The 12,623-nt window shown below is 60.0% G+C and carries 14 protein-coding genes; 9 read left to right on the forward strand and 5 right to left on the reverse strand.

Annotated elements, in window-relative coordinates; all coding sequences use genetic code 11:
* Window positions 1-117 precede the first annotated feature (117 nt).
* The 3 genes from H7848_RS06090 to H7848_RS06100 are packed head-to-tail and all read left to right on the forward strand — an operon-like array spanning window position 118 to window position 2,324.
* The gene (locus H7848_RS06090; protein ID WP_208349045.1) at window positions 118-1,320 is read left to right on the forward strand and encodes an RSP_2647 family RNA methyltransferase; all 1,203 of its coding nucleotides are present in this window, start codon (window positions 118-120) and stop codon (window positions 1,318-1,320) included.
* Window positions 1,317-1,859 carry an RSP_2648 family PIN domain-containing protein gene (locus tag H7848_RS06095; RefSeq protein WP_208349046.1) on the forward strand — a complete coding sequence of 181 codons (543 nt, stop codon included), beginning with the start codon at window positions 1,317-1,319 and terminating at the stop codon, window positions 1,857-1,859. Before H7848_RS06090 ends, H7848_RS06095 begins: the two co-directional genes overlap by 4 nt.
* 12 nt (window positions 1,860-1,871) lie before the next feature.
* Window positions 1,872-2,324 (forward strand): Tsi3 family protein, encoded by a 453-nt coding sequence (locus tag H7848_RS06100; RefSeq protein ID WP_208349047.1) that lies wholly within the window; start codon window positions 1,872-1,874, stop codon window positions 2,322-2,324.
* A gap of 205 nt (window positions 2,325-2,529) precedes the next feature.
* Here H7848_RS06100 and H7848_RS06105 read toward each other — a convergent pair whose 3' ends face one another.
* Window positions 2,530-3,228, reverse strand: coding sequence for a M48 family metallopeptidase (locus tag H7848_RS06105; RefSeq protein WP_473774352.1), 699 nt, complete (start codon window positions 3,226-3,228; stop codon window positions 2,530-2,532).
* 113 nt (window positions 3,229-3,341) lie between these two features.
* Here H7848_RS06105 and H7848_RS20155 point away from each other — a divergent pair, with 113 nt between their 5' ends.
* A complete protein-coding gene (locus tag H7848_RS20155) occupies window positions 3,342-3,473 on the forward strand; it encodes a hypothetical protein (RefSeq protein WP_272874383.1) in 132 nt (43 codons plus the stop codon).
* A gap of 82 nt (window positions 3,474-3,555) precedes the next feature.
* Here the strand turns inward: H7848_RS20155 and mnmA are convergent, their stop codons facing one another.
* On the reverse strand, window positions 3,556-4,701 hold the full coding sequence (gene mnmA / locus H7848_RS06110; RefSeq protein WP_208349049.1) for a tRNA 2-thiouridine(34) synthase MnmA: 1,146 nt from the start codon (window positions 4,699-4,701) through the stop codon (window positions 3,556-3,558).
* 125 nt (window positions 4,702-4,826) lie between these two features.
* Between mnmA and sciP the strand changes: the two genes are divergently transcribed.
* From sciP to H7848_RS20160, 5 genes are all read left to right on the forward strand, one after another.
* Complete coding sequence (gene sciP, locus H7848_RS06115) at window positions 4,827-5,105, forward strand: CtrA inhibitor SciP (protein WP_208349050.1); 279 nt, start codon at window positions 4,827-4,829, stop codon at window positions 5,103-5,105.
* A 97-nt stretch (window positions 5,106-5,202) separates the two neighbouring features.
* Window positions 5,203-5,919 carry a response regulator transcription factor CtrA gene (gene ctrA, locus H7848_RS06120; RefSeq protein WP_208349051.1) on the forward strand — a complete coding sequence of 239 codons (717 nt, stop codon included), beginning with the start codon at window positions 5,203-5,205 and terminating at the stop codon, window positions 5,917-5,919.
* Between the two features lie 127 nt (window positions 5,920-6,046).
* Window positions 6,047-8,179: an NAD-dependent DNA ligase LigA gene (gene ligA, locus H7848_RS06125; RefSeq protein ID WP_208349053.1), complete on the forward strand. Its 2,133-nt coding sequence runs from the start codon at window positions 6,047-6,049 to the stop codon at window positions 8,177-8,179.
* Complete coding sequence (recG, locus tag H7848_RS06130; RefSeq protein WP_208349054.1) at window positions 8,176-10,266, forward strand: ATP-dependent DNA helicase RecG; 2,091 nt, start codon at window positions 8,176-8,178, stop codon at window positions 10,264-10,266. Before ligA ends, recG begins: the two co-directional genes overlap by 4 nt.
* Window positions 10,267-10,367: 101 nt before the next feature.
* Window positions 10,368-10,490, forward strand: a complete 123-nt coding sequence (locus H7848_RS20160) for a hypothetical protein (protein ID WP_272874384.1) — start codon at window positions 10,368-10,370, stop codon at window positions 10,488-10,490.
* A 334-nt stretch (window positions 10,491-10,824) separates the two neighbouring features.
* Here H7848_RS20160 and H7848_RS06135 read toward each other — a convergent pair whose 3' ends face one another.
* Genes H7848_RS06135 through fumC form a run of 3 tightly spaced genes read right to left on the reverse strand, consistent with a single transcriptional unit; the run spans window position 10,825 to window position 12,610 of the window.
* On the reverse strand, window positions 10,825-11,049 hold the full coding sequence (locus H7848_RS06135) for a ribbon-helix-helix domain-containing protein (protein WP_208349055.1): 225 nt from the start codon (window positions 11,047-11,049) through the stop codon (window positions 10,825-10,827).
* A complete protein-coding gene (locus H7848_RS06140; RefSeq protein ID WP_208349057.1) occupies window positions 11,046-11,222 on the reverse strand; it encodes a DUF4169 family protein in 177 nt (58 codons plus the stop codon). The genes H7848_RS06135 and H7848_RS06140 overlap by 4 nt, the downstream gene beginning before the upstream one ends.
* Window positions 11,219-12,610: a class II fumarate hydratase gene (fumC, locus tag H7848_RS06145; RefSeq protein WP_208349058.1), complete on the reverse strand. Its 1,392-nt coding sequence runs from the start codon at window positions 12,608-12,610 to the stop codon at window positions 11,219-11,221. The genes H7848_RS06140 and fumC overlap by 4 nt, the downstream gene beginning before the upstream one ends.
* Between the last annotated feature and the right edge of the window lie 13 nt (window positions 12,611-12,623).

Here is a 12,623-nt window from a genome sequence, read left to right on the forward strand (position 1 = left end):
TTTTGAAAGGTGATTTCTGTCAATCATGATCAGAGGGCCGCGCCGCCCATGCGGCCGGGTTCTTGGATGGCAACTATCTATTTATCTCACCCCCAAAACCCCCTAAGCATCGCGGCCATGACAGATCAGACACGTCCCATCGTTCGGTTGCGGCCCAAGGCGAAAGCGCAGGCTATTCGGCATGGCTTCCCTTGGGTTTATGCCAGCGAACTGGTGACGGATCGGCGGACCAAGGGCTTGGCGGCGGGCACGATTGCCGAGCTGCAGGATGCCGACCGGCGGCCTTTGGGGGTCGTGGCGGTGAACCCGCAGTCTACTCTGATCGCGCGGATGCTGGACCGGGATCTGGACGCGCGGATTGATGCGGATTGGTTCCGTGTGCGCCTGACCCGCGCTTTGGCGTTGCGCGAGCGCTTTTATGATGCGCCGTTCTATCGTCTGGTTCATGCCGAGGCTGACGGGCTGCCCGGTGTGGTGATCGACCGCTTTGGCGATATCGCCGTGGTGCAGCCCAACGCCGCCTGGGCGGAACATCTGTTGGACCCGATGACGCAGGCTTTGACGGATGTCACGGGGGTCAGCACAGTGATCAAGAATGGCACTGGCCGGACGCGAACGCTGGAAGGGCTGGCCGAAGAAATCACCGTTCTACAGGGCGATGCACCCGCTGAACCGATCCCGGTGCCGATGAATGGCGCGACTTATATGGCTGACCTGATGGGCGGGCAGAAAACGGGTCTGTTCTTTGACCAGCGCCCGAACCACGCCTTTACGGCGCGTCTGGGCCAGGGCGCGCGGGTGCTGGATGTGTTCAGCCATGTGGGCGGCTTTTCCTTGGCTGCTTTGGCGGGCGGGGCGGACAGCGCCATGGCCGTGGACGGGTCGGCCAATGCGTTGGCGTTGGCGGAACGGGGCGCGGTGGAAAGTGGTGTTGCGGGGCGGTTCAGCACGCGGAAAGGTGATGCCTTTGATGTGTTGGCCGCATTAAAGGGTGAAGGGGCGGAATTTGACGTTGTGATCTGCGACCCGCCCGCCTTTGCGCCGTCGAAACAGGCGTTGGATGCGGGTCTGCGCGCCTATGAACGGGTCGCGCGGCTGGCCGCACCCCTGGTCGCGCCGGGGGGATATCTGGGTTTGTGCTCGTGTTCCCATGCCGCCGAACTGGGTCTGTTCCGCAAGGCCTGCACCCGCGGCATCGGCCGGGCAGGGCGGCAGGGGCAGTTGATCCACACGGGCTTTGCCGGGCCGGACCATCCGCTGATGCCACAACTGGCCGAAAGCGGCTATCTGAAGGCGCTGTTTTTCCGGCTGTTGCCATGAGGGCGTTGCTGGACGCCAACGTGCTTTATCCCACTGTGATGCGTGAGGTGCTGTTGGGTGTGGCGGCCAAAGGGCTTTATGAGCCGCGCTGGTCGGCGCGTATACTGGAAGAATGGGCGCGGGCCGCAGCACGCCATGATCCGGCGCAAGAGGTCATCGCGCGGGGTGAAATTGCCACCCTACGCGCCAATTGGCTACAGGCGGAAATCCCTGCGGCCCCGGGGCTTGAGACACGCCTATGGCTGCCTGACGCGGCCGATGTTCATGTGCTGGCGGCGGCTGTGACAGGGTCCTGTGACGTGATCATCACGATGAACGCCAAGGACTTCCCCAGGCACCTGCTGGCCGAGGAAGGATTGCGGCGCCTGGACCCCGATCAATTTCTGCGCGGGCTGTGGGATGACCACCCAACGGCGGTAAAACAGGTTGTCGAAGAGGTTCGCCAAACTGCAGAACGACTGTCGGGGCAGGATTGGCCGCTGCGAAAGCTGATGAAGAAAGCGCGACTGCCAAGACTGGGCAAAGCGCTGGAAAACTGATATCTTCACCCCATGCGTGTGGTGTTTTTCATTCTGCTAACGGTTTTTCTGGCGGCCTGCAAAGAGGACGAACTGACCAATCAGATCGTTGTCCATCAAAATGGCCTGATTGTCCCGGTGCCCGAGGGATTTAACATTGAAAAACAGCCCAATGGCTTTCGCTTTGTTGAAGCCGGGCAGTTGCGCACGCCGCGCCAGGTCACTGTCAGCTATGTCGCGTCGCAGCCAGTTGGCGTTTTCGATCATCACCGCCATTTGCGCTATGCCACGGCGTTTTATTCGGTCGATCACCATCTTGGCGGATCGGCCGGGCGGATCTTTGATTTTCGCGCGATGAAGCCTGATCGCAAGGGATGGGTAGTGATCGCAGCGACGGACCAGACCGAATGGGTGCGCCCGGATTTCGACCTGGCCTGGCAGATGCTGGATCGGGCTCAGGGGCGGTATAACGCGCAAGGTCGTTAGGATTTTTTGGATTCTGCGCAGTCCCGGACTTGATCCGGGACCTCGTCATTGGCTACTCGCCTGAAAAACAAGTCAGCTGACTTATGATCCCGCCCGGTGGGCACCACCGGGCCGCGCCGACCCGCCCCCCAGGGCGGCGCGATTGCGCCACCCTCGGGCCGGCGCTGCCCTCAGGCTTCTGCCGCACTATTGTTGATAATCAGGTTTAAGCCCCCCGCAGCGCTTGCCCCCATTTGCGTTCCAGCGTTTCGATGGCTGCGATGCGTTCCTGGGCCTTGGGATGGCTGAGCAACCAGGCCGGGACGGCGCCCGCATTGGTTTTCGTCAACCGCTCAAGCTTGGTGAACAGCGATTTTTGCGGTCCGGCCCCGATGCCGCTTTTGATCAGCAAAGCAGTGGCATAGGCGTCGGCTTCGTATTCGTCACTGCGGGACATGCGGGCGGCGACAAGGCTGGTCAGGATATTGGCGATCCAGATGCCGATGAACGGGATAAAGCGACCGACAATCATCATCAGCACCATGCGCAGGGCATTCTGGCCGGAAAAATCGATCATCCGGCGGCGGCTGTGGCCCAGGGCGACATGACCCAGTTCATGGGCAATGACACTGGCCAGTTCGTCTGCCGTGACCTCTCCGTTGCGGTACTTCTGGTAAAACCCGCGTGTGATGAAGATACGCCCATCGGGGGCTGCCAATCCGTTCACGGGTTCAATTTCATAGATAAAGACGCGAATGCGCGGCAAATCCAGCGCACCGGCCATCTGACGGGTCAGCTGGTTCAGGATCGGGTCGGCCAGTTCGGTTGAATTCGCGTCCAGCTGACGCTTGGTCCGCCAGACGGACAGGCGGTACATAAGCAGGCCGTAACCGATAGCAAGCAGAATGGGCAGTAGAAGTTTGATCATAAGGTGAATATGGAAGCCCGCGCCGCTTTTGCCAGTGTCGGGCGTGGAAATGACGCATGGATTGGTACTAGGTTAAATAGCCTAACAGCATTCTTTTGAAGATTTGTAATATGAACATGAAGAACTTAGGGCAGCGGCCGTCCGCGGGTGGGCGTGAAGCGCCCGCCGTCGTGCTGGAAGCACGCCTTTGGCGTGACGGGGGCGGTCGGGCGCTGCCCGGTGTTTCACACCGGGCGGGGTAGTTGGTTACGGTTGCAGTTACATTTTTACTAACTTCCAGGCTCTGAATAAGAGGTCCTGGATCAAGTCCGGGACTGCGCAGTCTCAGTATCCGCGCCAGATCCAGCCGCCGCCCAGGATGCGGGTGCCGCCCGTTTCGTAGAAGACGCAGGCCTGGCCGGGCGATACGCCTTCTTCGGGGGTCAGCAGTTCGACCTCGGCCTCGGTCGGGGACTTCGGTCTGATGATCGCCTCGCGCGCGGGGCGGGTTGAGCGGACCTTGACCGACACGTGATGTTCATCGGCCGCATCAAAGGCACCGTCGCCCAGCCAGTTGATTTCGCGCACGGGGATGGTGCGCGTGGCCAGCATGTCTTTTGGCCCAACGATCACACGGCGGGTGTCGACATCAAGTTTCACCACATAAAGCGGATCGGCCAGGCCGCCGATGCCCAAGCCCCGGCGTTGCCCGATGGTGTAGTGGATCACGCCAGTATGAGTGCCCAGTACGTTACCGTCCACATCGACGATCTCACCAGGTTCGGCCGCACCGGGGCGCAGTTTTTCGATCACGCTGGCATAGTTGCCGTTGGGCACAAAGCAGATGTCCTGACTGTCGGGTTTATCCGCAACGCTTAGGCCATAGCGGCTGGCCAGGGCGCGGGTTGCGTCCTTGGACGGCAGGTGGCCCAGGGGAAAGCGCAGATAGTCCAGCTGTTCCGGCGTGGTTGAGAACAGGAAATAGCTTTGATCGCGCGCGGTGTCAGTAGCGCGGTGCAGTTCAGATCCCGCCGCGCCCAGCTTGCGCTGAATATAGTGACCCGTCGCCATACAGTCGGCGTCCAGATCCTTGGCCGTTTCCAACAGGTCCTTGAATTTCACCCGCTCATTACAACGTATGCAAGGAACAGGCGTCGCGCCCGCCAGATAGCTGTCGGCGAATTCGTCGATGACGGCTTCCTTGAAGGTGTTTTCATAATCCAGCACATAGTGGGGAAAGCCCATTTCCTCGGCCACGCGGCGGGCGTCGTGAATGTCACGGCCCGCACAGCACGCGCCTTTCTTGGCCAGGGCCGCACCGTGGTCATAAAGCTGCAGGGTGACGCCCACCACGTCATAGCCTTCCTCGGCCAGTTGCGCGGCCACGACGGAACTGTCGACGCCGCCCGACATGGCCACGACGACACGCGTGTCCGCCGGGCTTTTGGCAAAGCCCAGGGAATTCAGTTTCGTGTCGTTGTCCAGTGCCATCCGATGCTCCTGCATTTTCGGCAAAATATAGAAAAATCTTAAGTACTCACAAGGGTGCGTTTCACCCCGTGTTAATCCCCTGACGCCATACCTGCCCCTGTCAAAACAACGAAGGGGTGAATGGGATGTATGTCAAGAAAGTTGATGGTCCACGGTCGGTAATGCTGCCGGATGGCAGTATCATGACGCGCGCTGATCTGCCAGCGCAGAATATCAGACGTTGGGTCGCATCGCGCAAGGCGATTGTGGTGCGCGCGGTGGCACATGGATTGCTCAGCAAGGAAGAAGCATTGGATCGCTATGACCTGTCGGAAGAGGAATTCAATTCCTGGTGCGCGGCGGTGGCCGATCATGGTGTCGCGGCGTTGAAGGCCACAGCGTTACAAAAATATCGACAACTATAGGTTGTTAATGTTAATTAATCCGCAACGGTAACTTGCCGTTAACCATTGTTAGGCCAGTGTGCAGACTGTGAATGCAATCAGCGGAGATGTAACGATTATGCGAGTGCTATTGGTTGAGGACGATCCAGCAACGTCAAAAAGCATCGAAATGATGCTGACCCACGCCAACCTGAATGTCTATGCGACAGATCTGGGGGAAGAGGGGATCGATCTTGCGAAGCTTTATGACTATGACCTGATCCTGTTGGATCTGAACCTGCCCGATATGAACGGCCACGAGGTGCTGCGCCAGTTGCGCCTGGCACGGGTTGAAACGCCGATCCTGATCCTGACCGGTGCTGATGACACGGATAACAAGATCAAGGGTTTCGGGTCCGGTGCAGATGATTATCTGACCAAGCCGTTCCACCGCGAAGAACTGATTGCGCGTATTCACGCGATCATCCGTCGGTCGAAAGGGCATTCGCAATCGGTGATCAAAACTGGGCAGATTTCGGTAAATCTGGATGCCAAAACCGTTGATGTCGATGGCAAGACGGTGCATCTGACCGGCAAAGAATACCAGATGTTAGAACTACTTAGCCTGCGCAAGGGCACGACGCTGACGAAAGAGATGTTCCTGAACCATCTTTATGGCGGCATGGATGAACCGGAACTGAAGATCATCGATGTGTTCATCTGTAAGCTGCGCAAGAAGCTGGCGAATGCGACAGGCGGCGACAACTACATCGAAACCGTCTGGGGCCGGGGATATGTTCTGCGTGACCCGCAGCAACAGCAAAACCCGGACGAACGTCTGGCCATCGGGGCCTGATAAAACATCGGGCCTTGGCCGCAGATGGGCAGGGCCAATTGGATAAAATCCAAAGCTGACATTCACGGGACTGGACCTTGTTTCGTTGCGCTCCTATCACTTGGGGAACAACGGAACGAGGCCATTCATGATTTCCGACACCACCCAGGATATTGAGATCGACGCATTAAGCGAAGCGCAGGCCAGGGCCGAGTTGGACCGGCTGGCGGATCTGCTGCAAAAGGCGAATCGCGAATACCATACCGAAGACGCTCCGACCCTGTCAGACGCCGAATATGATTCGCTGAAACGCCGGAATATCGCAATCGAAGGGCGATTCCCGCATCTGAAACGCACCGACAGCCCCAGTGATCAGGTCGGCGCGCCGGTCGCCGACGGGTTTTCGAAAGTGCGGCACGAGGTGGCGATGTTGTCGCTGGCCAATGCCTTTGACGACACCGATGTCAGTGATTTCGACGACAGTATCCGCAAGTATCTTGGCCTGCCTGCCGATCAGGTCATCGACTACACCGCCGAACCCAAAATTGACGGGCTGTCACTGTCACTGCGCTATGAAAACGGCGCTCTGGTGCAGGCCGCAACGCGCGGCGATGGTGAGGTCGGGGAAAACGTCACCGCCAATGCGCGCACCATTCAGGATATCCCCCACCACCTGACTGACGCCCCCGCGGTGCTGGAAGTGCGGGGCGAGGTCTATATGTCGCACGACGATTTCGCCGCACTGAACGAAAAACAGGCGGCCGCGGGGCAAAAGGTTTTCGCCAACCCACGCAACGCCGCCGCCGGATCGCTGCGCCAACTCGATGCTGAAATCACCCGCAACCGCCCGCTGCGGTTTTTCGCATATGCCTGGGGGGCGCTGTCGGACCCGCTGGCCGATACGCAAATGGGCGCGATTGAGCGGCTGCAAAGCCTGGGATTTTCAACCAATCCACTGACCAGGGTGTGCCAGGGCCCGACCGAGATGATCGCGCATTACAGCCAGATTGAGGCGCAGCGTGCGACGCTTGGCTATGACATCGACGGCGTGGTCTATAAGGTGAATGACCTGTCCCTGCAGCGCCGTCTTGGGTTTCGGTCGACCACGCCGCGATGGGCCGTGGCGCATAAATTCCCCGCCGAACTGGCCTGGACCCGGCTTGAGGGGATCGACATTCAGGTGGGCCGCACCGGGGCGCTGTCGCCCGTCGCGCGGCTGGCCCCGGTGACGGTCGGTGGGGTCGTTGTGTCGAACGCCACGCTGCACAACGAAGACTATATCGCCGGGCGCGACGCGAATGGTGCGCCGATCCGCGACGGCCGCGACATCCGTGTGGGCGACTGGGTCGAGGTCTATCGCGCGGGCGATGTGATCCCCAAGATCAAGGATGTTGACCTGAAACGCCGCCCCGCGGATGCCACGCCCTATGTCTTCCCGACGGCCTGCCCCGAATGCGGGTCCGATGCCGTGCGCGAACCGGGCGATGCCGTGCGCCGCTGCACCGGCGGTCTGATCTGCCCCGCGCAAGCCGTTGAAAAGCTGAAGCATTTCGTTAGCCGCGCGGCCTTCGATATCGAAGGGCTGGGCGCCAAGCAGGTCGAACAGTTCTATCGCGATGGCTGGATCGCCACGCCCGCCGATATCTTTACCCTGCAGGATCGCTACGGCCAAGGCATGCAACAGCTGAAAAATCGCGAAGGCTGGGGCGAAAAATCGGCCAACAATCTGTTTCAGGCCATTGAGGATAAACGGAAAATCCCGCTGTCGCGTCTGATCTTTGCCCTTGGCATCCGCCATGTGGGGGAATCCGCGGCAAACCTGTTGGCCAACACCTACTCCACCTGGGACGCCTTTGAAACGGCGATGACACAGGCGACCGTCGGCGAGGGCGAAGAATGGGAAGACCTGCTGGCCGTCGACGGGGTGGGCAGTGTCATGGCGGCCTCGGTCGTGACCGCATTCCAGCAAGAGGCCGAGCGCGCGTCGATCGACAAACTGGTCGCTCACCTTCAGGTACAACCGGCCGAGGTGCGCGATACATCTGGCAGCCCGGTCGCCGGCAAAACGGTGGTGTTCACCGGATCGCTGGAAAAGATGACGCGGGCCGAGGCCAAGGCGCGGGCCGAAGCGTTGGGGGCCAAGGTGTCAGGCTCGGTCTCATCCAAGACCGATCTGGTGGTGGCGGGGCCTGGCGCGGGGTCCAAGGCGAAAAAGGCCACAGATCTGGGGATCGAGACCATCGACGAAGACGCCTGGCTTGATCTGATCGGCGACGCATGAGCACCCGCCCGGAAATTCTGTTTCCGCTGTTTGCCGAGGTGCAGTCGCTGGACGGCGTCGGCCCGAAAACTGTCAAGCTATTGGAACAATTGCATATTCTGACCGCACGCGATCTGGTCTTTACCTTGCCCCATTCCGGCGTCGACCGGCGGCGCTACGCCTCGGTGCTGGATCTGCAGCCCCCCGCGATGGCCACGATTGAGGTCACCGTGGGCCAGCACACGCCCGCCAAACGCAAGGGCGGCCCCTATCGCGTGACCGTGCAGGATGCGAAAACCGCGTTTCAGCTGGTGTTTTTCCACGCCCGCCCGCAGTACCTGCAATCGATCCTGCCCACCGGTCAGCGCCGGATCGTGTCGGGCAAGGTTGAGCTGTTCGACAGCATGGCCCAGATTGTGCACCCCGATCATATTCTGCGGCTGGATGAGGCCGATGAAATTCCAGCCTTTGAACCCGTGTACCCGTTGACCGCCGGTGTGACGCAGAAAACCATGGGCAAGGCTGCAGCGTCGGCCATTTCGCGGGTGCCGGTGTTGCCCGAATGGATCGATCCGGCCTTGGTGAAACAGGAAGGCTGGCCCGATTTTCAGACCGCGGTGCATCAGGCGCATGGGCCGACGACAACTGATGATATCGCCCCAACGGCCCCCGCGCGGCAACGGCTGGCTTATGATGAGCTGTTTTCGCACCAGTTGACCCTGGCCCTTGCGCGGTCGGTCATGCGCAAATCCAAGGGGCTGCCGACGATCGGCACGGGCAAGCTGCAGATGCAGGTGCTGGACAGTCTGCCCTATAAACCCACCGACGCCCAGACCCGTGCGGTGAACGAAATTGCCGGTGACATGGCGCTGCCGGTGCGCATGAACCGGCTGCTGCAGGGCGATGTGGGTGCGGGCAAAACGCTGGTCGCTTTCATGGCGCTGCTGATCGCGGTCGAGGCCGGCGGGCAGGGGGTGATGATGGCCCCCACTGAAATTCTCGCGCGGCAACATCTGGATGGGCTGACCCCGCTGGCTGATGCGGCGGGCGTGCGGATCGACGTTCTGACCGGGCGTGACAAGGGCAAGGAGCGCGCGCGCAAACTGGCTGATCTGGCTGATGGCGGTATCGATATTCTGGTGGGCACCCATGCTGTCTTTCAGAAAGATGTGGAATTTCATGATCTTAGGCTGGCGATCATCGATGAACAGCATCGCTTTGGCGTACGCCAACGGCTGGAACTGGGGGCCAAGGGGGCGGCGACGGATGTGCTGGTCATGACGGCCACGCCGATCCCGCGCACGCTGTCGCTGGCGCAATACGGCGACATGGATGTGTCGATCCTGGACGAAAAGCCGCCCGGCCGGAAACCGGTGAAAACCGCCATGGTATCTGACGCGCGCATGGATGAGGTCGTGGCGCACCTGCGACAGGCGATTGCCGAGGGGCGGCAGGCCTATTGGGTCTGCCCGCTGGTCGAGGAAAGCGAGGTGCTGGACCTGACCGCCGCCGAGGAACGGTTCAAGGTGCTGCGCGCGGCCTTGGGCGATGATGTTGTGGGCTTGGTCCATGGTCAGCTGCCGCCTGCCGAAAAAGACGCGGCGATGGCCCGTTTTGTGCGCGGCGACACCAAGGTTCTGGTGGCGACAACTGTGATCGAGGTGGGGGTGAACGTGCCCAATGCCTCGATCATGGTGATCGAACGGGCCGAAATTTTTGGGCTGGCGCAACTGCATCAGTTGCGGGGCAGGGTGGGGCGCGGCGCGGCTGAATCGACCTGCCTGCTGCTATATAATGCGCCGCTGTCCGAAGGGGGTCGGCGGCGGCTGCAGACCCTTCGCGATACCGAGGATGGGTTCAAGATTGCCGAGGAAGATCTGGCGATGCGTGGTGCGGGCGATGTGATCGGGTCAGCGCAATCGGGGCTGCCGCGGTTCCGCATCGCGGATCTGGAACGCAACACCGGTCTGATGGCGCTGGCGCAGAAAGATGCCCGCAAACTGCTGCTGGATGATCCCGATCTGACCACGCCACGGGGGCAGACCGCGCGCACACTTCTGTGGCTGATGGAGCAGGACAAGGCAATTCGTTTAATATCAGTCGGTTAACAGATTTGTTCCGCTTTGTTCGCAAATGTTCTTAAAAAGTTCTTTACTTTGGTTAACGCAATGAGTACAAAGGATGAACAAAGCAATTGAGGACCCTGCCGATGCTGAGCGATGTGAAAGAAGCCTTTGCCCGTTCGTCCGGAACATTTTTTCAGGATGCCATTGGCGCGGGTGCATTGTTGATAATGCTTTTCGTTGGATTAATGGTGCCGGGTCTGTTCTGACCTTTTACCTCCCTGCCTGCGGTCTGTGTGCAAGCCTCGCATCCCTGTCCCCCTAATCTAGACGATGCGTTCGACTGACACTGCCTGTCTCAAGTCAAGGTGACCTGTCCTTCACCTGCCTCGCTTGCGTTTAACAGACACGCCACTGACCGCCGCCATCTTTCGATGTGCGGCGGTTTTTTATGTTTTGGGCTGAAAAACTGAGGGGTGTGTACTGCGAACCCGCCCGGTGGACACCACCGGGCAGCGCCCGACCCGCCCCCTAGGGCGGGCGCTTCTCGCCCACCCTGGGGACGGTCGCTGCCCTTGACCTTCGTTCATTTGACTCAAATTATCAGGCCGATGCTTTAGATTGGTAATACTTCAACACATACAGCCTGATGGCCGAGGCCAGCCCGATATCCATCCCGCGACGCGCATCAATTTCGGCGGCTAACACATTGATCGGCTTATCCCTTTCCGCCGCAATCTTCTTGAAGGCCACCCAGAATTCATCCTCAAGCGAAACACTGGTGCGGTGACCTTTCAGCGTCAGGGATCGTTTTTGCGGGCGGTTCATTCGCCATCCAGCTTATGCTGGTCAAGCCGGTCGCGTAAAGTCTGGGTTTCCTGCGTCTCTTTCCGCTTTTCCGCCTTTGTCCGCCCGAACTTCACCGCATTCTGATCCGCCCGCGCTTTTTTGTCTGCGTGGGCTTTGGTTTTGCGGTATTGGTTCAGGTTGACCGGCTTCACTTTGGGCCGATCATCTGTTCGGGGCGGACGACGCGGTCGAAGGTGTCTTCATCGACAAAGCCCAGGGCAATCGCCTCTTGCTTCAGGGTCGTGCCATTCTTATGCGCGGTTTTGGCGACGGTGGTGGCGTTGTCGTAGCCGATCTCGGGCGCGAGCGCCGTGACCAGCATCAGGCTTTCGCGCATCAGCTTTTCGATCCGGTCTTCGTTGGCCTTGATGCCCACCACGCAATTATCGGTAAACGCCACGGCGGCATCGCCCAAAAGCTGCATAGATTGCAAGACGTTATAGGCCATCATGGGTTTATAGACGTTCAGTTCAAAATGCCCCTGCGACCCGGCAAAGCCCACGGCGGCGTCATTGCCAAAGACATGGGCGCAGACCTGTGTCAGCGCCTCGCACTGGGTGGGGTTGACCTTGCCCGGCATGATCGAGCTACCGGGTTCGTTTTCGGGCAACATCAACTCACCCAGCCCGCAGCGGGGGCCAGAGCCGAGCAATCGGATGTCATTGGCGATCTTGAACAGGCTGGCGGCCACAGTTTTCAGCGCGCCCGACATTTCGACCATGGCATCATGGGCGGCCAGCGCCTCAAACTTGTTCGGGGCTGTGACAAAGGGCAGGCCGGTGATCTCGGCCATATTTGCCGCGACTTTTTCCGCCCAGCCATGCTGCGTGTTCAGCCCGGTGCCGACAGCGGTGCCGCCCTGGGCCAATTCGTAAATTCGGCCCAAAGCATCACGGACCCGCTGAATGCCCATGGCGACCTGATGGGTATAGCCGGAAAATTCCTGCGACAGTGTCAGGGGGGTGGCGTCCATCGTGTGGGTGCGACCGATTTTGATGATCCCGTCGAATTCCTGCACCTTTGCCTCAAGGGCGGCGTGTAATTTGGCCAGCCCCGGCAGTAAAACGTCATGCGCGGTTGTCGCGGTGGCAATATGCATCGCGGTGGGGAAGGTATCGTTCGACGACTGCCCCATATTGCAGTGATCATTGGGGTGCACGGGGTCTTTTGACCCAATTTCACCGCCCAGAATTTCGATGGCGCGGTTGGCGATGACCTCATTGGCGTTCATGTTCGACTGCGTACCGGACCCGGTTTGCCAGACCACCAGGGGGAAGTTGTCATCATGCTGGCCCGCGACGACCTCACTTGCGGCCTGAATGATCGCATCGGACAGTTTGCCGTCCAGCGTGCCCTGATCTTTGTTCGCCATGGCGCAGGCCTGTTTGATCACGCCCAACGCGCGCACGATGGCGATGGGCTGCTTTTCCCAGCCAATGGGGAAATTCATGATCGATCGCTGCGTCTGCGCGCCCCAGTATTTGTCGGTGGGCACCTGCAAAGGGCCAAAGCTGTCGGTTTCAGTGCGGGTGTCGGTCATGAAGGCTCCTCCG

The sequence above is a fragment of the Pseudaestuariivita rosea genome (assembly GCF_017592335.1).
In the GTDB taxonomy this organism is placed as follows: Bacteria; Pseudomonadota; Alphaproteobacteria; order Rhodobacterales; family Rhodobacteraceae; genus Parasulfitobacter; species Parasulfitobacter rosea.